General features: G+C 67.7%; 11 protein-coding genes, 1 tRNA gene and 1 pseudogene. 5 read left to right on the top strand and 8 right to left on the bottom strand.

Annotated elements, in window-relative coordinates; genetic code table 11:
* Positions 1-5: 5 nt before the first annotated feature.
* Positions 6-1,244 (bottom strand): formyl-CoA transferase, encoded by a 1,239-nt coding sequence (gene frc, locus ACRAS8_RS07180; RefSeq protein WP_438490367.1) that lies wholly within the window; start codon positions 1,242-1,244, stop codon positions 6-8.
* A gap of 37 nt (positions 1,245-1,281) precedes the next feature.
* On the bottom strand, positions 1,282-3,156 hold the full coding sequence (locus tag ACRAS8_RS07175) for a thiamine pyrophosphate-binding protein (protein WP_438484949.1): 1,875 nt from the start codon (positions 3,154-3,156) through the stop codon (positions 1,282-1,284).
* A 403-nt stretch (positions 3,157-3,559) separates the two neighbouring features.
* Between ACRAS8_RS07175 and ACRAS8_RS07170 the strand changes: the two genes are divergently transcribed.
* A tRNA-Leu gene (locus tag ACRAS8_RS07170) sits at positions 3,560-3,644 on the top strand.
* A gap of 140 nt (positions 3,645-3,784) precedes the next feature.
* Here the strand turns inward: ACRAS8_RS07170 and ACRAS8_RS07165 are convergent.
* Complete coding sequence (locus ACRAS8_RS07165; protein WP_438484947.1) at positions 3,785-5,299, bottom strand: recombinase family protein; 1,515 nt, start codon at positions 5,297-5,299, stop codon at positions 3,785-3,787.
* A gap of 666 nt (positions 5,300-5,965) precedes the next feature.
* Between ACRAS8_RS07165 and ACRAS8_RS07160 the strand changes: the two genes are divergently transcribed.
* Genes ACRAS8_RS07160 through ACRAS8_RS07150 form a run of 3 tightly spaced genes read left to right on the top strand, consistent with a single transcriptional unit; the run spans position 5,966 to position 11,066 of the window.
* Positions 5,966-6,700, top strand: coding sequence for a WXG100 family type VII secretion target (locus tag ACRAS8_RS07160; protein ID WP_438484945.1), 735 nt, complete (start codon positions 5,966-5,968; stop codon positions 6,698-6,700).
* Positions 6,697-10,545 (top strand): DUF6531 domain-containing protein, encoded by a 3,849-nt coding sequence (locus tag ACRAS8_RS07155; RefSeq protein WP_438484944.1) that lies wholly within the window; start codon positions 6,697-6,699, stop codon positions 10,543-10,545. Before ACRAS8_RS07160 ends, ACRAS8_RS07155 begins: the two co-directional genes overlap by 4 nt.
* Positions 10,546-10,574: 29 nt before the next feature.
* Positions 10,575-11,066, top strand: coding sequence for a hypothetical protein (locus ACRAS8_RS07150; RefSeq protein WP_438484942.1), 492 nt, complete (start codon positions 10,575-10,577; stop codon positions 11,064-11,066).
* A 126-nt stretch (positions 11,067-11,192) separates the two neighbouring features.
* Here ACRAS8_RS07150 and ACRAS8_RS07145 read toward each other — a convergent pair whose 3' ends face one another.
* Both ACRAS8_RS07145 and ACRAS8_RS07140 read right to left on the bottom strand, forming a co-directional pair.
* Entirely contained in the window at positions 11,193-12,572 is a 1,380-nt protein-coding gene (locus ACRAS8_RS07145) for a recombinase family protein (protein WP_438484940.1), read from the bottom strand.
* Positions 12,488-12,889 (bottom strand): annotated as a pseudogene (locus tag ACRAS8_RS07140) (recombinase family protein); the annotation flags it as partial. The pseudogene ACRAS8_RS07140 and the gene ACRAS8_RS07145, both read right to left, overlap by 85 nt.
* Positions 12,890-13,179: 290 nt before the next feature.
* On the opposite strand from ACRAS8_RS07140, the gene ACRAS8_RS07135 reads away from it, so the two are divergent.
* Positions 13,180-13,998, top strand: a complete 819-nt coding sequence (locus tag ACRAS8_RS07135) for a hypothetical protein (protein WP_438484938.1) — start codon at positions 13,180-13,182, stop codon at positions 13,996-13,998.
* Between the two features lie 116 nt (positions 13,999-14,114).
* On the opposite strand, the gene ACRAS8_RS07130 is transcribed toward ACRAS8_RS07135, so the two are convergent.
* Genes ACRAS8_RS07130 through ACRAS8_RS07120 form a run of 3 tightly spaced genes read right to left on the bottom strand, consistent with a single transcriptional unit; the run spans position 14,115 to position 18,926 of the window.
* Positions 14,115-16,217: a hypothetical protein gene (locus ACRAS8_RS07130; RefSeq protein WP_438484936.1), complete on the bottom strand. Its 2,103-nt coding sequence runs from the start codon at positions 16,215-16,217 to the stop codon at positions 14,115-14,117.
* Positions 16,218-16,248: 31 nt separating this feature from the next.
* Positions 16,249-18,219 carry a hypothetical protein gene (locus tag ACRAS8_RS07125; RefSeq protein WP_438484934.1) on the bottom strand — a complete coding sequence of 657 codons (1,971 nt, stop codon included), beginning with the start codon at positions 18,217-18,219 and terminating at the stop codon, positions 16,249-16,251.
* Positions 18,216-18,926, bottom strand: a complete 711-nt coding sequence (locus ACRAS8_RS07120) for a hypothetical protein (protein WP_438484932.1) — start codon at positions 18,924-18,926, stop codon at positions 18,216-18,218. Before ACRAS8_RS07120 ends, ACRAS8_RS07125 begins: the two co-directional genes overlap by 4 nt.
* Positions 18,927-19,949 lie beyond the last annotated feature (1,023 nt).

Here is a 19,949-nt window from a genome sequence, read left to right as displayed (position 1 = left end):
GGCCATCAGATCACCCCCTCCGCCTGCAACACCCGCAGCTCCTCCTCGTCCAGTCCCAGCTCCGCGCCGTACACCTCGGCGTTGTGCTCGCCCAGCAGCGGTGAGCGACGGACCTCGACGGGGGAGTCGGAGAGCTTCAGCGGCGAGCCGACCGTGGTGAAGGTGCCGCGCTGCGGATGCTCGACCTCGACCACCATCCCGTCGGCGGCCAGCGACGGATCCTCGATGATCTCCTTGGTCGAGAGGATCGGCCCGCATGGAATGTCGTGCGCGGTCAGCCGGGCCAGCACCTCCCACTTGGGCAGCGTGCTGCTCCACTCCTCGATGAACCGGAACATCTTCGACAGCTTGGGCAGCCGGGCCTCCGGCGTCGCCCAGTCCGGGTCCACGGCCAGTTCCGGCCGCCCGATCAGCTCGGTGAGCGGCCGCCAGCCGGCCGGCTGCACGATCACATAGACGTAGTCGTTGGGCCCGCCGGGCGCGCACCGCACCGCCCACCCCGGCTGCCCGCCGCCACTGGCGTTGCCGCTGCGCGGCACCTCGTCGCCGAAGTCCTCGTTCGGATACTCCGCCAACGGCCCGTGCGCCAGCCGCTGTTGGTCCCGAAGCTTGACCCGGCACAGATTCAGCACCGCGTGCTGCATGGCCACGTTGACCCGCTGGCCGCGACCGGTCCGGGTGCGCTGGAACAGCGCGGCGAGAATACCCGCGACGCAGTGCACCCCGGTCCCCGAGTCCCCGATCTGCGCACCGGTCGCCAGCGGCGGCCCGTCCTCGAACCCGGTGGTGGCCATCGCCCCGCCCATCGCCTGCGCCACCACCTCGTACGCCTTGAACCCGGTGTACGGTCCCTCTCCGAAGCCCTTGATGCTGGCGTAGACGATCCGCGGATTGATCTTCTGGATCCGCTCCCACGTGAACCCCATCCGGTCGACCGCCCCCGGCCCGAAGTTCTCCACCAACACATCGCTCCGCGCGATGAGCTGCGCCAACAACTCCTTCCCACGCCCTGACTTGACGTTGAGGGTGACACTGCGCTTGTTGCAGTTGAGCATCGTGAAGTAGAGCGAGTCGGCGTCGGGGACGTCCCGCAACTGACGACGCGTGATGTCGCCGGTCACCGCCTCCACCTTGACCACATCGGCACCCAGCCAGGCAAGCAACTGCGTTGCGGAGGGCCCGGATTGAACATGCGTCATATCCAGCACCCGAATCCCGTCAAGCGCCTTCGACGCGTTCGGCACATTCGACACGTTCGACACGACGGACTCCTCCCGCTCCCTACTTGTACATGGTCTGGTTCATCGTTCCGGGGGCGTACACGTCCGGATCGATCCACACATTGATCAGCGAGGGCTTGCCGGACTCCCGCGCCCGCCGCAGCGCGGGCCCGATGTCCGCCGGATCCCGCACCTCCTCGCCGTAACCCCCGAGAATCTGCGCGAACTTGTCGTAGGGCACGTCACCGAGGGTGTTGCCGACCCGCTCCCGCGCCGCGCCGTACCTGGCCCGCTGGCCGTAACGGATCTGGTTCATCGAGGAGTTGTTGCCGACGACGCCGACGAACGGCAGGTCGTAGCGGACCAGCGTCTCGAAATCCCACCCCGTCAGACTGAACGCACCGTCCCCGAAGAGCGCGACCACCTCCTTCTCCGGCCGGGCCTGCTTGGCGGCGAGCACGAAGGGGATGCCGACGCCGAGCGTGCCGAGCGGCCCGGGATCCATCCAGTGCCCGGGCGACCGGGGCTGCACCACCTGACCGGAGAACGTGACAACGTCCCCACCATCCCCCACGAAAATGGAATCGTCAGTCAGAAAGTCATTGATCTCACTCACCAGCCGATAGGGATGGATGGGCGAGGCATCCGACCGCAACTGCGGCAACCGCTTGTCCAACGCCGCCTGCTCCACGGCGCGCAGCTCGTCCAGCCACTCCTTGCGCCGCGCGGCACCACCGTCGATCCGCCCGGACGCGGCCTCCGCGACTGCCCCGAGCACCAGTCCGGCATCCCCCACGATCCCGAGATCGACGTCCCGGTTCCGGCCCACCGTCCGGTAGTCCAGATCGATCTGGACCACCGTCGCCTCGGCCGACAACCGCTTGCCGTACCCCATCCGGAAGTCGAACGGCGTCCCCACGATCACGAGGACATCGGCGTTGGCGAACGCGTACCGCCGCGACAGCTGGAAGTGGTGCGGATCGCCGGGCGGCAGCGTCCCGCGCCCGGCCCCGTTCATATACGCCGGGATGTTCAGCGCGCGCACCAGCTCCACCGCGGCATCCGTCCCGCGCGTCGTCCAGACCTGACTGCCCAGCAGGATCGCCGGCTTCTCCGCCCGGACCAGCAGATCGGCCAGCCGCTGCACGTCCTCCGGATCACCGGCCGAACGGGTCGAGGCTCGGTAGTGCCCGGCCCGCGGCACCCGCGCCGTTTCGGCCGGCACCCTCGCGTCCAGCACATCACGCGGAATCTCCAGGAACGACGGCCCCGGCGCACCGTGGAAGCACTCCCGGAACGCCATCGAGACCATGTCCGCGACCCGCGCGGTGTCCGGCACGGTCGCCGCGAACTTGGTGATCGGCGTCATCATCTCGACGTGCGGCAGGTCCTGGAGCGCTCCCATCTTGTGCTGACTCCGCGCCCCCTGGCCCCCGATCAACAACATCGGCGACTCGGCCCGCAACGCATTGGCGACGCCGGTCACCGCGTCCGTCGTCCCGGGCCCAGCCGTGACCACCGCACACCCCGGCCGCCCAGTCAACCGCGCATACCCATCCGCCGCATGCGCAGCCACCTGCTCATGCCGCACATCCACCACCGCGATCCCCTCATCCACACACCCGTCGTAGACATCGACGATGTGCCCCCCACACAGCGTGTAGACCACCTCGACCCCTTCGCTCTTCAGCGCCCGAGCAACCAAATGCCCACCGGAGACGAGGCGCCGGGTATCCGCGCCCCCGTCCTCCGGCTCCTGAACCACCCGGCCGCCCAGAGCGGCCCGGACGCCCTGCGCGTCTCGGCTGTCTCGGGTGTCTTGGCAGCCTTGCCTGTCCTGGCTGCCTTGGGTCTCCCGTCTGTCTCGGGTGCCTTGCCTGCCTCGGCCGTCCTGAGTCGCGGGGGTGCTCTCGGCATCTCGCCTGTCTCGGGACATGTGCATCGCTTCCCTTCGGGGTGCTGTCGCTGTGCCTTCGGCCGGGGCCTGGGGTGGCGACTGGCTGTTCTCCGGGCCAGGGACCTGGACGCTGTGAACTGTATACAGTCGCCCGTCGACGAATACTGTATGAACCGTTATCTCTCACCGCTCGCCCGTTGTCCAGGGGAAGCGCGGGCAACCACGCTGATCCCGCCATCCGGGCGCCTGCGGCTGCCGCGAGGCGACGGCCTGCGGGACGGCGAGAAGCGGGTGTCATCCGCCCGCCCGCTGCTCCACGGCTTGCCCCCGACGCCCATAAGCAGCACCTATGCCCAGCGTGGATACGCAGGTGAAGGCCACTCCGAAACCTTGGTATTGTTGTCCATGTCGCCGCGGGGAACGCCCTGCGGAGATCACCTAAGTCCGGGTGGCGGAATGGCAGACGCGCTAGCTTGAGGTGCTAGTGCCCTTTATCGGGCGTGGGGGTTCAAGTCCCCCCTCGGACACACCTACCGCACACGGTGCCCGCTTCGCGGGCAGGCGTAACTGGCACCCGCCTCGGGCTTCCGCCCGGGAGCGGGCGCTTGTTGTTTCAGCTCCTCCTGTTCTCCTCCCTTCGGTTTCTCGTGCAGGTTGCGGGTTGCATTCAGCCGATGGTGATCCTTTCTGCTCGTGGAGTGTCGGCAGCCAGTGTTCTGGTTGCTGGGTCGAAGGTCAGCGTGAGTGCCTTCGCCCGGAGCCACTCGGCAGCATCGGCTTCGGTGGACGGGGCGCTGCTGCCCGGTTGCGGGAGTTTTCCGTCCGGGGCGGTGGCGGTGAGCCGGATGAGCAGGGCGGGCAGGTGCGGCAGGATGTGATCCTCGCGCACATACGCATTCCGAGGCCGGTCAAGGTCGGGTGGGGTGGCGCTGGTGTGTCCGTGGCGGCAGCGATAGGCGGGCCGGTGGTTCGACCAGCAGGAATCCATCCGTCGGCCGCACACCCCGCAGCGCAGCAGCCCTGCTAGCAGGTAGGTCCGGCCTGGTGCTGTCTCCCTGGCCGCTCGGGTGTGCTGTGCGGTGACGAATTCGGCTTCGCTGACCAGCGCCGGGTGTGCGGGCTTGGTGGAGATGACCCAAGCCTCGGGGGCGTTCCAGCGCATGACGTCGCGATGCCCGAGCCCGGTGTTGTCCGGGTCGAGCAGCTCGTGGTCGGTGTGCTGGCGGGTCCACACCTGTCGGCCGGTGTAGCGGGGGTTGCCGAGGATGGCCCGCACCGAGGTCAGGCTCCATCGTTGACCCGAGAGGTGCGGGTTGCGCTCGGGGTCGGCCGCGGACGGGCAGGGGATGCCTGCGTCATTCAGGGCCCGCGTGATGCGGGCGACGCTGTGCCGGGCAAGCCGTTGAGCGAAGATCCACCTGACGATCCGGCCGCACTCCGGATCGATGTCCAGGCGCCGGATCCGGACCCCACGGCGAGCGAAGGAGCGGTTGGGGTGCGGGCCGGCATCCACCAGTCGGTACCCGTAGGGTGGATGTCCGCCCAGATAGCGGCCTTGGTCGCGGGCTTGCACGGTCATTGCGCTGCGTACCCGGATCCTTGCGCGGGCGATCTCCCGCTTGGACAGGATTCCCAGGAGGATCATCAGTTCCTCGTGGCCGACCAGAGCCGGGTCGATGGCACCGCCCAGCTCTGGTACCCACAGCGCCACGCCGTAGTGCTCGAAGAGTGGCGCCATCGTTGCGAACTGGTTGCCGTAGAAGGCGCGCTCACAGGAACCGATGACGATCGCGTCGAAATCCCGGTCGGGGTCGGCCATCGCCGCGAGCAAGGCAGCGGCTTCCGGGCGGCGCGCCCACGGCAGCACCCGGCTGTGGCCAATGTCAAAGAACTCCGCCACCACCTGCCCGTACCCGGACGTCACCGACTGCGCCTGCAGCAGCTGCCAGGACCGCGAGGTAGCGGGATCCTGGTGGTCTTCGGTGGAGACCCGGCCGTAGAACGCGAACCGCAGCTGCCCCGCAGGGGCCTGCATCATCGTGGCAGATCGTGACCGTCCATGGTCGCGAGCCCAACCCGCCAGTGGGCTGTGCGCAACCGGGGTGTTGGGGGTGGGACCGGTGGCTGAAGCCTCCAACGCCATGCGCGCCACCTCTCTACAGGTGTGCCACTTCGTCCGCATCTGGGCGACAGTCCGTAACAGACCACATCCAGACGCCGTTTCCGCTTGCGCGGTCAGTTGCCCCTTCACGATGGAGCTGAGGAGCGCCAACACCAGCTGGAGCGCCCTTCCAGCTATGAGGCCGGATACCCAGTAAGCGACGGGGTATCACCAGCGCACAGGTGCACGAACGTGGTGAAATCTCGTCGGGGCGAGCTGGTGTGGGTCGAGGGCACCCGCTGCCCAGCCTGGGTGCATTTCGGGAACCTTGCCCCAGCGCGGAAGCCCGTGTACGTGTTCACGGTGGACCGATCCTGCAAGTGGAGCGTTAGTAGTCGCGAAACCCAACGGTGTGCGACGCCCCTGAGGCTCGTGCTCGCGTCATACGGGACGGACTGCGGCACGTTCGGGGACGCGGCCGCTGTCCAGGAACGCCCGTCCGGCCCATGGTGCACTCAACGGCCTCGTGGCAGGCCGGCGCAGAGAAGGCGGCGGGCGCATTCAGTACCCTCGTTCTCGATCAGCAGCGGCACCGCGTATCCGCCGACGAGGGCTCGCCGCCTGACCTGTCGATGGGGCTATCCGTGACATTTCATGGCTATCTCGTTGCCATCTCTTGGTGCAAGTCTGATGCCCTGTAGGCGGCACGTTCCACCAAGGGGGATGTAAGTGGCAGGGGGATTCCGAATGGCGATTGAGCTGCCGGATGAGGTGGTGTCGTTCCTTCAGTTCATCGGGGTGAACTGGCCGAACATCAACGAGGACAAGGTCCGCGAATTCGCCACCCATGTAAGGGACTTCGCGCAGAAGCTGGACGACACCCACAAGGACTCGACCTCGACCATCCACCAGTTGGCCGAGGTGTATCAGGGGGCGTCGTACGAGGCGTTGCTGGCCAAGTGGGGGCAGCTGTCCGACGGGCACATGACGGAGCTGGTCAATGCCTGCCACACGGTGGCCACCGCGCTGGACGTCGCGGCTGACACGATCGTGGCGATGAAGGTCGAGGCGATCGGTGAGCTGATCGTGCTGGCCATCACATTCGTGGCCGACCAGGCGGCGGCGGTGGCCACGCTGGGGATCGCGGAGGCGGCCGAGGCGCTGGTCATCGCCGCCGGCAGGAAGCTCATCAAGTTCCTTGAGGACCAGTTGGAGCAGTACATCATCGGCCAGGTCGTCGAGGCGGCGATCAATCCGTTGGTGGAGGTGGTCGGCAAGGCGGTGAGCGGCATGGTCTTCCAGGCCGCCGAATCCGCGCTTGGCGTCTCCGGCGGTGGGGGCGGGGGTGGTGTGGGGGCGAGTTTCTCCATCCATCCGGAGGAGCTGCACAAGCGCGCCGAGGTGTTGCGCGGGCATGCGCGGACGGTGGCGTCGCATGCCGCTGAGTTCGAGTCGAAGGCCGCGGGGGTGAGCTTCGAGTGAGCAACCGGATCGTCAAGGCGCTGGAGCACGGCGCGGAGAAGCTGGGCAAGGCCCTTGCCAAGGATGCGAGCAAGGCCGTCCAGGACCTGTACCACGATGCCGGGGGCCGGCTGAAGAAGGTCGCCACCAACCACGCCGAGAACGACGCCAAGCACGCCCGGGAACTTGAGAATCTCCTCAAGGGGCGCAAGGAAGACATGCCGCACGCGCCCCGCGGCGCGAGCGGCGGTGGTCGGCCGTCCAGCGGTGGCCGGGCCGGTGCCGGCTCCTCGACGGGCGGCACCAGCCGTCCCGGCCAGGCTTCGGAGGGCAACGGCAGCTGCCGGACCGGCGGCGACCCGGTGGACGTGGTGTCCGGCCAGATGATCACCTCGAAGACCGATGTGGACCTGCCGGGCCTGCTGCCCCTGGTGCTGCGCCGCTCGTACGCCTCCGGATACCAGGCGGGGAGGCTGTTCGGTCCCGGCTGGTCCTCGACGCTCGACGTACGGGTGGAGGTCGACGCCCGTGGCATCCAATACGTGGGGGACGACGCCGAGATCCTGCACTACCCGCGTCCGGTGGCCGCGGACGAGCCTGTGTTTCCCGAGCACGGTGCCCGATGGCCGCTGTTCTGGGACGAGGCGAGCGACACCCTCCGGGTCGAGGACCCGGAAACCGGCTGGACGCGGCATTTTGACGCCGTCCCGGACGGAAGCGCGGTGCGGCCGCTGACCGCGCTGACCGACCGCAACGGGCACCGCATCAGCTGCCTCCATGACGATGACGGCTTCCCGACCGGCATCGAGCACAGCGGCGGCTACCGCGTCGCCGTCGACATCGTGCACACCCCAGCAGGCATACGCGTCGAGGCCCTGAGGCTTCTTGACGGTACCCACGCCCTGCAGGGCACGACCCTCATGACGTATGCCTACGACGTCCACGGCCGGCTCACGGATGTCATCAACGCCTCAGGCCGACCGCTGGTCTACGCCTACGACTCCGCTGACCGGATCACGTCGTGGACTGACCGCAACGGCTACAGCTACACCTACGCATACGACCCGCAGACCGGGCGCGTATCAGCGGGCATCGGTCCCGACAACCGGCTCTCCGCGACATTCGGCTATGACACGGTGCAGCGGATCACCACCGTCACCGACAGCCTGGGGCAGCGCACCGCGTACCACTACGATCAGCACGATCACGTGGTGCGCACGGTGAACCCAGCGGGGAACAGTGTCCACACCACCTACGACCCGTATGGCCGCCTCACCTCGCACACCGACGAGTTGGGCAACACCACCCACTACACCCGCGATGCGCACGGTGAGCCGTTGCGCATCGACTGGCCGGACGGCACGGCTGTGTCGATCGACTACAACGAGCTGCGGCTGCCCGTACGGGTGGAGAACCGCGACGGAACGGTGTGGAGGTACGCCTACGACGCCCGGGGCAACCTCACCGACTCCACCGATCCAGCCGGCGCGGTGACCAGGTTTGCCTACGACGAGCAGGGCCGCCGCGTGTCCCGGACCGACGCTCTGGGCGCCACCACGCGCTACCAGCCGAACGCCGCCGGGCTGCCACTGCGGATCACAGCCGCCGGCGGCGGCACCGTCAGCCTGGAACGGGATGCCTGGGGACGGGTGGTCACCGCCACCGACGCGGTGGGCGGGACCGTGCGGCAGGGATGGACCACAGAGGGAGACCTGGCGTGGCGGGTCGCCGCCGACGGATCGCGTGAGGAGTGGGAGTACGACCCGGAGGGCAACCTCACCGCGCACCGCGACCCTGCGGGCGGAACGACCGCCTACGCCTATGGTGCGTTCGACATGCCCAGCCAGCGGATCGACCCCGACGGTTCCCGCTACCTCTTCGACCACGACAGCGAACTGCGCCTGGTCGCCGTGACCAACCCCGCCGGCCTCACCTGGTCGTACACCTACGACGAGACGGGCTGCCTGACCACCGAGACGGACTTCAACAACCGCACCCTGCGCTATGGCAGCGACGCCGCCGGACGCCTGACCGAGCGGGTCAACGGGGCCGGCCAGAGCGTGCGGTACCTCCGTGACGCGGTCGGCCGAGTGGTCAGCAGCACCACCGGTGACGGGGCGACCACCACCTACGCGTACGACCGCGCGGCCCGGCTGATCCGCGCCACCACACCCGACTGCGCGTTGGAGTACACCTACGACGTCCTGGGACGGCCGCTGACGGAAAGCATCGACGGCCGCGTCCTGACCAACAGCTACGACGCGGCAGGCCGCCGGACCCGCCGGGTGACGCCGACCGGCGTCCCATCGGAGTGGACGTACGATGCGGCCGGGCTGCCGGCCACGCTGGCCACCCTGGGCGGCAACCTGACCTTCCGCTACGACGCCGCCGGGCGCGAGACCACCCGCTTCTTCGGCACCGCCGCCGCCCTCACCCAGAGCTGGGACAGCGCACACCAGCTCGCCGGCCAGGCCATCTGGGCCGTGGATCCCACAACGGCGGGCAACGGGGCGGCCCCGGAGCATCGCAAGGTGCAGAGCCGCTCCTACACCTATCGCGCGGACGGCCTGCCCACCGAGATCGTCGACGACCTGGACGGCACCCGAAGCTTCTCGCTCGACGCGGCCGGCCGGGTCACCGCCCTACGCGCAGCGACCTGGACGGAGTCCTACGCCTACGACAGCCTGGGAAACCTGGCCCAGGCGGCATACCCCGCCGCGGACGACGCCGTGCAGGGCACACGCGAGCACACCGGGACCCTGGTGCGCGCCGCCGGGCGCACGACCTACCAGCACGACGCCCAGGGACGCCTCGTACGGGCAACGCGACGCACCCTCTCCGGACAGGAACGGGACTGGCAGTACACCTGGGACGCCGAGGACCGGCTCATCCGGGCAGTCACTCCGGACGGAGCGACCTGGTCCTACGGCTACGACGCGCTCGGCCGCCGGGTGAGCAAGACCCGCACGGACCGGGACGGCGGCGTCACGGAGCGGGTGTTCTTCAGCTGGGACGGCGTCAACCTGGCGGAACAGCTCACCGTGGTCCCGAACCAGGCATCGTCCCGGACCTGGGACTGGGACCCGGGCACGCACCGGGCCGCCACCCAACTCGACAGGGTGTGGGAGACCAAGGACGAGCTTCCGCAATCGGAAGTCAACCGCCGCTTCCACGCCATCGTCACCGACCTGATCGGGACCCCGCGTGAGCTGGTCACCCTCAGCGGCGAGATCGCATGGCGCGCGTCCGCCACCCTCTGGGGCCACTCCACGACCCACGGAACGAGCCGGCACGGCCTGGACTGTCCCCTGCGGTTCCCGGGCCAGTTCTTCGACGCCGAGACCGGGCTGCACTACAACCTCGCCCGCTACTACGACCCCGACTCCGCCCGCTACCTCTCGCCCGACCCACTCGGTCTGGAACCGGCCCCCAACCATCACGCGTACGTGGACAATCCACTGCGATGGATGGACCCGCTGGGCCTGGCCAAGAAGATCACGCGTATCTATGACGACTCGACCTACAAGAAGCACGGTTCATCAGCGAGCTCTTCGCGGGGGCGGGAGATAGGCCGGGCGCCCGCAGACGGTCAAGCTGCGCTTGACCGGTCCATTGACCTTGACCCGAACAACCCCAAGGTCACACGCCGACTAGGCGTCGACCACAAGAACAACGAGATCGTCGTCCTGGACCGGCACGAGATGATGGAACACAAAGACGGCAGCATCACCGAGACCTACCACGGCCATGTCCAGTCGAAATATCCCTCCGACAGTGTCTCGGAGGGCGATCTCACCAAGTTGAAGCGGGCTGGAATGATCAACAACCTCAAGAAGCAGCGAGTGCTGCCACCGCCCTGTGAATGACGGACATGAAGAGGAGAAGAGGAGTCGACGTGTCGGACGACCTGGACTGGGAGACCGGTGCCGGATTGATCGGGATCCGTGATCCGGCTGAGGTCGACGCGGCCTTCGACCGAGGCGAGAAGCGTGTGGGTACGGCCGTGGTCGGGCTGGTGCTGAACTCTGATGACGTCGACGTGGTAGCACCACGAGTACTACGCGCCTTGCGCTCATCGGATCCCGCAGTGCGCAGCCTGGGTTTCGTGGCCACAGGCGACATGGCCCGGCTATTCGGCACCCTTACCCTGGAAATCTACGCGGAACTACGCGCCGAAGGACTCGGTGGTGTAGCAGACACCGCTGTCAAGGACGCGATGACCTTCATTCCCTTCTGGGAGTTGCCGGGATGGCTGCGCTGGACGTGCCTACGGCTGCGCCTCCGCAACCGCGTTGAAGGGCGGCTGCTGGCGCTTCAAGATCTCGCTGAGCGGGCGGCGGACGCTGTAAAGGCGGTATTTGGGAAGATCCGCAAGAAGAAGAACTAGTGAACGGGCCCCAGCTCCCGTGAGCTGGGGCGTAACGCGGTGTGGGCGTCTTGCCGGTCGCCCTGCAGGCGTTCGAGGGTTTGCGGGCCTTCGCTCTGGCCTCGATTGCCCTACGGCAGCAGCAATTCACCCCGCATCACCGGCATGTGCGTATCGTTCCAGTCCCCTCGGACACGTTCTTAGATACACGGATGAAGCGGGTTGTGACTCAACGGTCACAACCCGCTTCTTCGCGTTGTAGGTCAGCTCAAGCCCGAACTCTTCGTAGATCGGGACCTTGCTGCCGGTGTCGGCGGCTAGGAGTCGGTCGGTGAGGTCGCCGAGGGCTTTGATCATGTGGGTGATCTGCTCGTCGGTCAGGACCGTTCGCCGTGCGGCTCGGGCTGTGGCCAGCTGGTGCTGCGCGGCGGCTTTGTCGGTCTCGGCCTGGCTGATCCAGCCGGCGACGATGGTGGGGGTGGCGTCGGCGTCGAGGGCGGCCCGGTACTGGGCGAGGCGCCGGTCACATTCCGCGATGGCCCGCCGGGCTACGCCGAGGTCGGGCTCGGCTGCGACGTGGGCTCGTTGGGACTGTTGCATGGCCTGCAACGTGGCCTTCAAGCGGCCCGGGGCGAAGAGCGTCGCGATCCACTTGTCGAGCTCGCCCAGGATGGGAGCCTCCCGGACGTACACGGCCAGCGGGTGGTCGAAGGCTTCGCTATTCGCGTACTCGGAGGGGTAGCGGCAGCGGTAGTGGGGGTGACCGTGATTGAAGGTGCCCTGCATCTTGCGCTGGCACAGGGAGCAGCGGATGCGGACGCGTAGGGCGTCGGGGCGGGTGGTGGTGCGGGGGCCGCTTTCGGCTGTGCGGTCTTGGCTGCGCTTGTGCCGCCGGGCTTGGGCGCGAGTGAAGGTCTCCATGGTGACGAGGGGTTCGTGGGCGGGGTGGGTGGACCAGATCCACTGGTCGGGGGTGTTCCAGGTGAGTTTGGAGCGGTGGCCGAGGGTGACGTCGTCGATGTCGAGGAGGACTTCGTCCTTGCGCTGTTTGTTCCAGACTTTGTGGCCGGTGTAGCGGGGGTTGATGAGGATGGCCCGGACGGCGCTCTTGGACCACGCGTGTCCGTCGCGGTGCGAGTTGCGGGCGCGGTCGTGGGCGGAGGGGCAGAGGATGCCGTGGCGGGTGAGTCCTTCGGCGATGGCGTAGTCGCCCTTGCCGCGGAGGTATTCGGTGAAGATGCGGACGACGACCGGGGCGGTCTCGGGATCAGGTTCAAGGCGGTGGAGGCGTTTGCCGTCGGCGGCCTTGGCCGGGTTGGGGTGTGGGCCGGCGTCGGCGATCCAGTAGCCGTAGGGGGGTCTGCCGCCGAGGTAGTGGCCTTCGATTTTGCCTGGGAGGCCATGGCCGTGTGCACGCGGATCTTGATGCGGTTGCGTTCGCCCTTGCTCATGCCGCCGAAGACCGACATGACCAGGTCGTGGGCCTCGTTTTTCGGATCGATCGGCCCGCCGACTTCCGGGACCCACAGGGGGACGTCGAAGTGGACGAAGAGGGGGCAGGTGTCGCTGAACTGGTTGCCGTAGAAGGTGCGCTGGGGTTCGCCGATGACGACGGCATCGAAGCCTCGGTGCGGGTCGCGGAGGGCCGACAGGAGGGCGGCTGCTTGGGGGCGGCGTTGCCAGGGCAGGGCACGGGAGTGGCCGGCGTCGAAGTACTCGGCGACGATGTCGCCGCCGGTGGGTTCGATGAGGGTGCGGGCGCGGGTGAGCTGCCAGTTGCGGGACGTCTTGGGGTCTTGGAGGTCCTCGGTGGAGCAGCGACCGGCGAAAGCGAATCGGGTCATGGACGGGTTCCGGGTGGGGTGCGGCGGGCACGGCAGATGACGGTGGTCCGTGGTACCTCCGGCTCTGCTCAGAGGGCCAGTCGTCCGCCGTGCCCGCTCGGATCAGGGGCGGTGAGTTTTTGTCGCGTCCGTCAGGCGGTTGTACTCGGTGATGAGGAAGCGCAGCAGGGCTGCCGCCGAGCCATCGGTGCAGCGCGCGGTTTGGTGGTGGTTACTGTGAGAGGGCCTCCCGGGTGCATCGCCCGGGAGCCAGCGGATCGTGACCGATTGAGTGACGTGGGGAGCGGGGCGTGGGCCGACTGCCTTCAAACAAGTACGCGGCGGTGTGCGCGGCCGGGCACTGTGAGGTGTACGTACAGGCAGGCGCCGGTGTTCGCGTCCGTCGGGGGGACCGGTGGCTGGTTTACTGCCCGGCCGATGCTCCGCAAGAAGGCGGGGCCGCCGCCGTGCAGCCGGCCGACGCCGCGACGGGGGGCTCCGCGGCCAATCGCTTTGCGGGCTTGTGCATGGAGTGTTCGGTTCAGGTGGAGGCCGGGGCTGGTGTCCTGGTTCCCGATGACGACGGCAAGCGGGGTGTCCAGTGCCCGGTGTGCCAGGTTGTCGCGTTTCGGTATGAACGCTGGGACGACAGCGACCAGTTCGGCACGGACCCCTGGATCCCGGATGTGGTGCCGCCCGGATGCGCCCCGGCTATTTCCTTGCGGATTCTGGCGCTCAGCCGGGAGTGCTGGAAGTGCAAGGAGAGCACCGTGTGTGTGGTGGGGCTGTATCCGTCGCGTCCTGCCCGGACTGACCGCTGGGCCCGTTGGGTGGACGAGGACGCCCGGGCCTGGGTCAAGCCGCTGCTGGCGGGCGCACGGTTCGAGAAGATCGCCGAGTCCATCAAGCCGCGGTGGAGTTCCACCGCGAATGGGCGCTACCTGAGCAACGGTTGCCAGCGCTGCGACGCTCTGCAGGGCGACTTCCCCGTGGAGGAGGAGGCGTCCGATCTGGTCCGTGAGGACGGTGTGGACGCGCTGGACACTCTTCTGGTGGTGACGGTGCCCGCGGCGGTGTGGCAGCGTGTGGTCCATGGCGAGCGGGGATCCGGCAGTGCTCTGCTGATGTAGAAGCGATTGCCCCCACGTGGTCTCGCCGGGACAGGTCCAGGGCCTCGGGGCCCGGATGAGTCCGGGCCGTCGGCGGAGGATGCGCGAGGCACCCGAGAGGTCTGGCCAACCTCGCCCTATGAGAAGTCGCTTGGGGTAAAGCGGTTCCCGGTGACAATGCCTGCGACAACGGCGCGATCAACGGAGGCGCCTGGCGGCCGGTGCGAGGTCACCCAGGCGAGCTCGTCCACGCGAAGGCTGCCGGCTTTGGTCTTCTCCGTCAGGTCGAGCACCAGCAGCTGTCCGAACGGGACGTTGGTGTTGCTGTACTCGGCTGCCTGCGCCAGGTATTTCCCTTCCAGGTCGTCCCGATCACTGGTCGTGTGGTTCTTCTTGACCTCTGTGAGGTATTGGAGGGGTCCGAAGCTGACGAGGACATCGGCTCGGCCGAGTGCTTGGTTGATGGGCTCGACCTGGGCCAAAGCGCCCAGCTGCCCGGTGAGCAGCCAGTGGAAGAAGTGCTGTTGGAGGTCGTTCTCCACGGGTACCGCATCGCCGTCGGCTTTGTTGTAGCGGCGCCGGTAATCCCGGATCCTGATCTTCTTGTTGTTGGTGTCGAAGCGGCCCTCGCCGAACGCGGTAGCGGTATCCAGATCGGCTGCCGCTTTGAGGAACAGCAAGGTCTGCTCGACCAGAAGAGAGAAGGTGCGCCGTGTCTCGCCGGTGAAGTCGGGGAAGACGCTCAACTGTGTCAGGAACCGGTTGAGCAAGGGCACCACGACGGGATCGGAGTTGCGCAGCCGGGCGAGGTCCTCGGTGTGGGTGAGGCCGTCGATCGTCACCAGGGCCTCATCGCTGATGTTGTGCGCGAGGGCGGAGGCGAAGTCGATTCCGAGCTTTCTGACGGTGGTGGGCGCAAACCGGTGCGCGCGGTCTACGTCGTTCTCGGAGGGGCTGCTCTCATCTGCGCCGTCCCCAGCAGATGTGTGGGCTTCGCGGCCGGCCTGCGCCTTCGCGGAGGCACTACGGCGATCGATGTTGGCCACCAGGACCGCGGCAGTGGGGTGGTCGAAGCCGGTACCGGGGTGCTGTTCCGGTGCTGACGCGGCTCGGCGCAGCTGAGCCAGCAGCGCCTGGCGCCGCAAGAAGGAATCCTCCACTGCCGGCTCAACCAGCAGGGCGAGTCCTGGCCCGTCTTGACTGCCCAGGGGACGCACCGTGCGGGTCGCGCTGTAGGCGCTCAGGACGTCGTCCAAGGCTGTCCACGGCTCCATCCAGACGTCGTCCTGCAGGAGTTCCGCGGCACGGTGCAGGCGCAGGACGAGCCGCCCCCAGGCCACTTCCGCTGCGAGTTGGGGCTGCAGCCATGCGGGTTGATGCATGCCCCAGTGCCCCGCGTCCCTGCGTTGCAGCGCTGTTTCCAGGCGCGCCGCCGCGGCGGCGACTGCCGTCGCGTTCCCGGCGGCGAAGGCGAGGACGGCGTCGCAGACGGCGGCGTAGGCCTGGGCGTCATGGCGGGCCTCCTCTGCGGCCTCAGCCGCGTTGAACCATTCCCGGGCGGTGCTGATGTGCTCACTGACCTCGTCCAACGACTGCGCGGACAGAGCGGATCGCAGGTGGTCACAGCCGAGTTCTACGAAGGCGTCAACGTCGCTGGCTTCGTCGGCGGCGAGTCGTGTGAGCAGAGAGCGCACGGTCTCCGTGATGAGCTGTTCGTCCTGGGACCAGCAGTCCAGGGCGAGACCGAGAATGCGCGGAAGACGCTCGAGGAAGTCCTCCGGGCTTTGTATGTCCAGCTCTTCGAGGGCGCCCCACACCTTTATGGGGCTCACCATCTTGGAAACGGCGAGCCGGACCGCTCCCTCTAGCCGCGCGGCCGCCAGGAGCGGCACGGACTGGACTGCCTCGTACAGGCCGGTCAGGAGAGCTCCGTTGAGGGGTTTGGCCAGGGCCTTCGCTGTGTTCGTACTGCCGAGCAGTGTCTCCAGAGCCGAGGTCAGATGCAGGACGCTGAGCTGCCTGGCAAAGCCTGCGGAGAACTGTGCCGCCGCCTGGTCCCATACGCGATCGCCATGGTCGAAGGCGTGGGTGATGGCCTCAGCGAGCAGTGGCGCGTAGGGGCCGGACGCCACCTCTGCGACTTCACCGTGCACCACGGTTTCGGGCAGACCCACAGCTTCGAAGGTGATCATCTGGCCGGAGCCCGCCAGATCGCTCAATCGCCCGGCGAGCTGCGTCATGTCCAACCTCCCTCCAGCGGCATGTTCACCGTCACCACAATGGTTTGCCGGCTGCGGCTTCCAAGATGTGATCGTCCCGGAGCACGTCGTGGGCCAACGCCGAGTCTGCCGTAGTGATCAGTACCTGGAGATCGGATTCCGCCGCCAGGATGAACAGCTCCCGCAGCAGGGTGTGGGCATCCAGGTCCTGGACCTCCTCGGCCTTCGGGCTGTCGATCAGGAGCAGACCAGGATGCGTGGAGATCCCGTGCCTGGCGCCTACCCGCAGCAGCGCAATCACGACAGCGATGCGCAGTCGCAGCCGCTCACCCGCGCTCTGCTTGCCGAACCAGTCCTTGACGCCGCCGTCCTTAACGACCCTCAGCCGGGCCGAACGGTCGATCTCCACAGCTTCCAGAGAGGTGATGTCGAACCTGCGTCCGAGCTGCAGAATCTCCTTGTTGACCTCTGCGAAGAGGATGGAAGCTGCGCTCTTGCTGTCACCTTCGAGTACCTGGGTGCCGGCCCCCAGGACCTTGATCGTCGTTGCCTCGACAGGGTCTTCGGCCACCGCCGGAAGCTGCGGGAACACCGACAGCGCACCCTCCAGCCGCAACACCGCTTCCTGCGCCATCAGCCGCTCCGGCAGTTGCGTGACGGCGCGGGCGCTTCGCAGCCGCTCCTCGACGGCCTCCAGGTCGTGGGTGAGGCGGGCAAGGGCTGCCTCCGCCTCCTCCAGTGCCTCGTGTGCTTCGTCCTCCGCGATGACGGACTCGGACAGCCGCTGGCTGGCCTCGGCGGTGACTTCCTCGGGTATCTCGTCGTCCCCCGCGACAGGGCGCAAACACACGGCACACGCGTGAGAGTCCCGCTCATCGGACTTGCGGTCTTCAGCGATCTCCTGATCGCACCGAGGACACGCCTTGGGGTCCAATCCGTGAAAGAGCAGGCGTGCCGTGGCGCTCTCGGTGACATCGTTGAGGGTCTTTGCATCGCGCTGCCGCTGCTTGCGGGCCCTGCGGTGCGCCTGCATCAACTCCTGCCACGATTCCTGGGAGTCGGCGACCTGGCGCGCCAGTGTGGCCGCCTGCGCGGCCAGTTCGGCGAGCGATGCGCCGTCGTCCGCCGGGCCAAGGGCCGCAAGGCGCGCGCGAGCCGCGCCCAGGTCTGCTTCGACTTGTTCCCGCTCGGCCTGGCGTGCGCTCACCGCCTCTTCCGCCGCAGTGCGACGGTTCTGGTACGCGGCGGTGCGCACGTCGTAGGCAGTCTTGACGCGGGTCAGGGTCGCCGCAGCCGGCAGATCCAGGAATACCTGCAAGAGCCGGCCCGGCAGACCGCTCATGGCCTGGTCCCCCAACAGCACCTTGTCCCCGCCTGTGGGCAGGTAGATCGATCCGTAGTACGACGGCCAGCCATGAGTCTGGGTGCCGGTCTCGTTGAAACTGTTGACCAGGGGCTGCAGATCGAGCCGGTCCATCATGAGGGCCTGGACCTGGCTGGCGAAGCTGTCCGAACTGTTGGCCCTGACCGCGGGTATGATGTCGCGCGCCGGGTCGGGTGTGCGCACGGCCTCCAGTGCTTGGACATCCGGGGACGTCAGAACGACAGCGGAAGTGATCTCCCCGTCCATGAGGTCGAGTCGGAAGCCCATCGGGTGCCTCGCGACAACCACGTCGAGATCCAACTCGGTCAGCCAGTGCCGCACTCCGGCCTGCAGGCCCCGGGGGACACCGCGCAGGCACCAGGTGATCAGCTCCAGGACACTGGTCTTGCCCTTCAGGTTCGCGGCCACCAGGGCAGTGAGCCCCGAGGAGAAGCGCAAGGTCGTGTCAAAGGGACCGGGATCGAGGCTTCCTGTGCGCACGCCGGACACCCGCAGCCGATGCAGTCGAAGCCCCCGCAGCCGGGCCGGAGTGTTCACCAGCGGAAGACCGTACGTGTTGAAGACGTCTCGGACATTCTCGACGGTCATACCCGAAGCAACGGCGATCCTGGATTCCAGCGACGCCTCGGTGCCCTTCACGATTCTCCCGCCTCCACGCTGTTCATCTCTGCCTGAGCTCGCAACCTGTCCAGTCGTTCCCGCGCCTGTGTGCTCACGGAACCGATCCGTGTGCCACGCGCCGTCTCGGCGTACTCTCGCTGCAGGTACTGCCGGGCTTTCAAGTCGCTGCCCCCCAGGCCATCGGCGAGTGCGATGACCAGGGCAACCCTGTCGACGTAGTACCTGAATTCGGGCGCCGCGCTGACGATGTCGTGTACTACCTGCCGGCCGGCGTCCAGCAGGTAGTAGTCGTGCTGGCGGACGCGGTTGACGGTGCCCCGGCGCCGACGGACCACGAGACCAGCACTGCGCAGGACGGCGAGGGCGTCGTCCAGTGGCTCGTACGCGCCGAAGTGGTGGCGCAGCATGGGGTAGCGGCGGACCTCCGGCTCCTCGGAGTCCAGAATCCTGCCGGCCCACCGCAAGAGACCTGGTTCCTGGCTGCTCTCGTAGTCGGTGAGCAGCTCATCGGCCAGGTAGTCCGGATTGCGGAGCCAAAAGTCGAGCTTCTGCAGCCTGACCTGCGTCCGGACGACGCCTACCGCGTCCGTGAGCCCCGGGTCGGCAAGGTCGGCTCCGGTCGGAGTCTCGCTCGCGCCGTTGATCAGGAGCAGGATCCGCACGGCGTCCTGCTCCCGGCTCGTGACGGGGACGTCGTCCTGCGATGCAGCTGCCACATGGTTCACCGGACCAAGGTATCTGCCGCCGGTCGATCAGGAAGCCCCTCGTGCCTTCGTGGACGGTTCCCCGACCCTGTGTCGCGTCTGCCGCCCTCCGATGCCCTGGTCTGAGGCGCGTTCTTCCTCGCCTGCGAGGCGGACTCCTCCTGCGGGTCCGGCGTCCGGGCCGGGCTTGCAGGGGCCCACGTGTCACTGCATGTGCGCCGAGAGGAAGGCGTACACGATGGTGGCCGTCGCGATCCCCAGCCCCAGGCCGGACTCCGATACTCGACCACTCCCGCCGCCGTCGCGAGGCCGTCCCGCATGGGCGCCGGTGCTGGACCCACCAAGCCTCGTGCCACCAACAGCGGCCCGCCCGCCGCAGCAACAGCGCCACCGGAGCCAGCTCACCGATCACCAAAGCGTGGTCCCGGCCGACGCAGGGGGTGAGCCGCGTTCCGCGTCCCAGACGGCGTCTTCGCCGCCGTCCTCCCCGCCGACATGGCGCGACCAATCCTCGCTTTGGTGTCTGGTGCTGGGGCGTGGTGGCAGGGGTGTTGTCCGTGGTGCGCAGACGGATCGGCCAGGAGGGGCCAGCGGTCGCGTTTCTGATCTCCCTGTTCAGCCATGGTTGGCTGACGGAGCCTCGGAGCGGCCCGCCCGAGGCACGAGCGTTCACTTGGACGGTTGATTTACGAGTCTCCTGCAGAGAAGTAACTTGCAGTAAAGAGAGGGGATTCCTGCACGGCGCGCCATAGGTGCGTGTCGGTCGTATGTGGCTACGGCAATTGCAATTCGCCCCGCATCACCGGCGTGTACGTATGGTTCAAGTCCCCTCGGACACGCAATTACGCACATGTCGGCGGGTTGTGACCGTACGGTCACAACCCGCCGATCTGCATCTGAGAGTCCACAGGCCGCCGATCGTCGGAAACGGGCGTGCAGGCTTGTGGCGGACGGGTCTGCTGAGCTGTGGTTTCTCCCGGGTTCCGGTGTGGGTTCAGGCCGGCGGGACACGAGTCGGATTCGCTCTTGCCCCACTCGGCTCCC

Source organism: Streptomyces sp. S186, from assembly GCF_051603415.1.
In the GTDB taxonomy this organism is placed as follows: Bacteria; Actinomycetota; Actinomycetes; order Streptomycetales; family Streptomycetaceae; genus Streptomyces.
The sequence above is the reverse complement of the archived record's forward strand: the minus strand, read 5'-3'. Positions and strand labels throughout refer to the sequence as shown.

Excerpts from the sequence above, each read along its gene's own strand:
- ACRAS8_RS07175 (WP_438484949.1), bottom strand. The coding sequence starts at position 3,156 with ATGTCCCGAGACAGGCGAGATGCCGAGAGCACCCCCGCGACTCAGGAC.
- ACRAS8_RS07165 (WP_438484947.1), bottom strand. The coding sequence starts at position 5,299 with ATGCGGACGAAGTGGCACACCTGTAGAGAGGTGGCGCGCATGGCGTTG.
- ACRAS8_RS07160 (WP_438484945.1), top strand. The coding sequence starts at position 5,966 with ATGGCGATTGAGCTGCCGGATGAGGTGGTGTCGTTCCTTCAGTTCATC.
- ACRAS8_RS07130 (WP_438484936.1), bottom strand. The coding sequence starts at position 16,217 with ATGACGCAGCTCGCCGGGCGATTGAGCGATCTGGCGGGCTCCGGCCAG.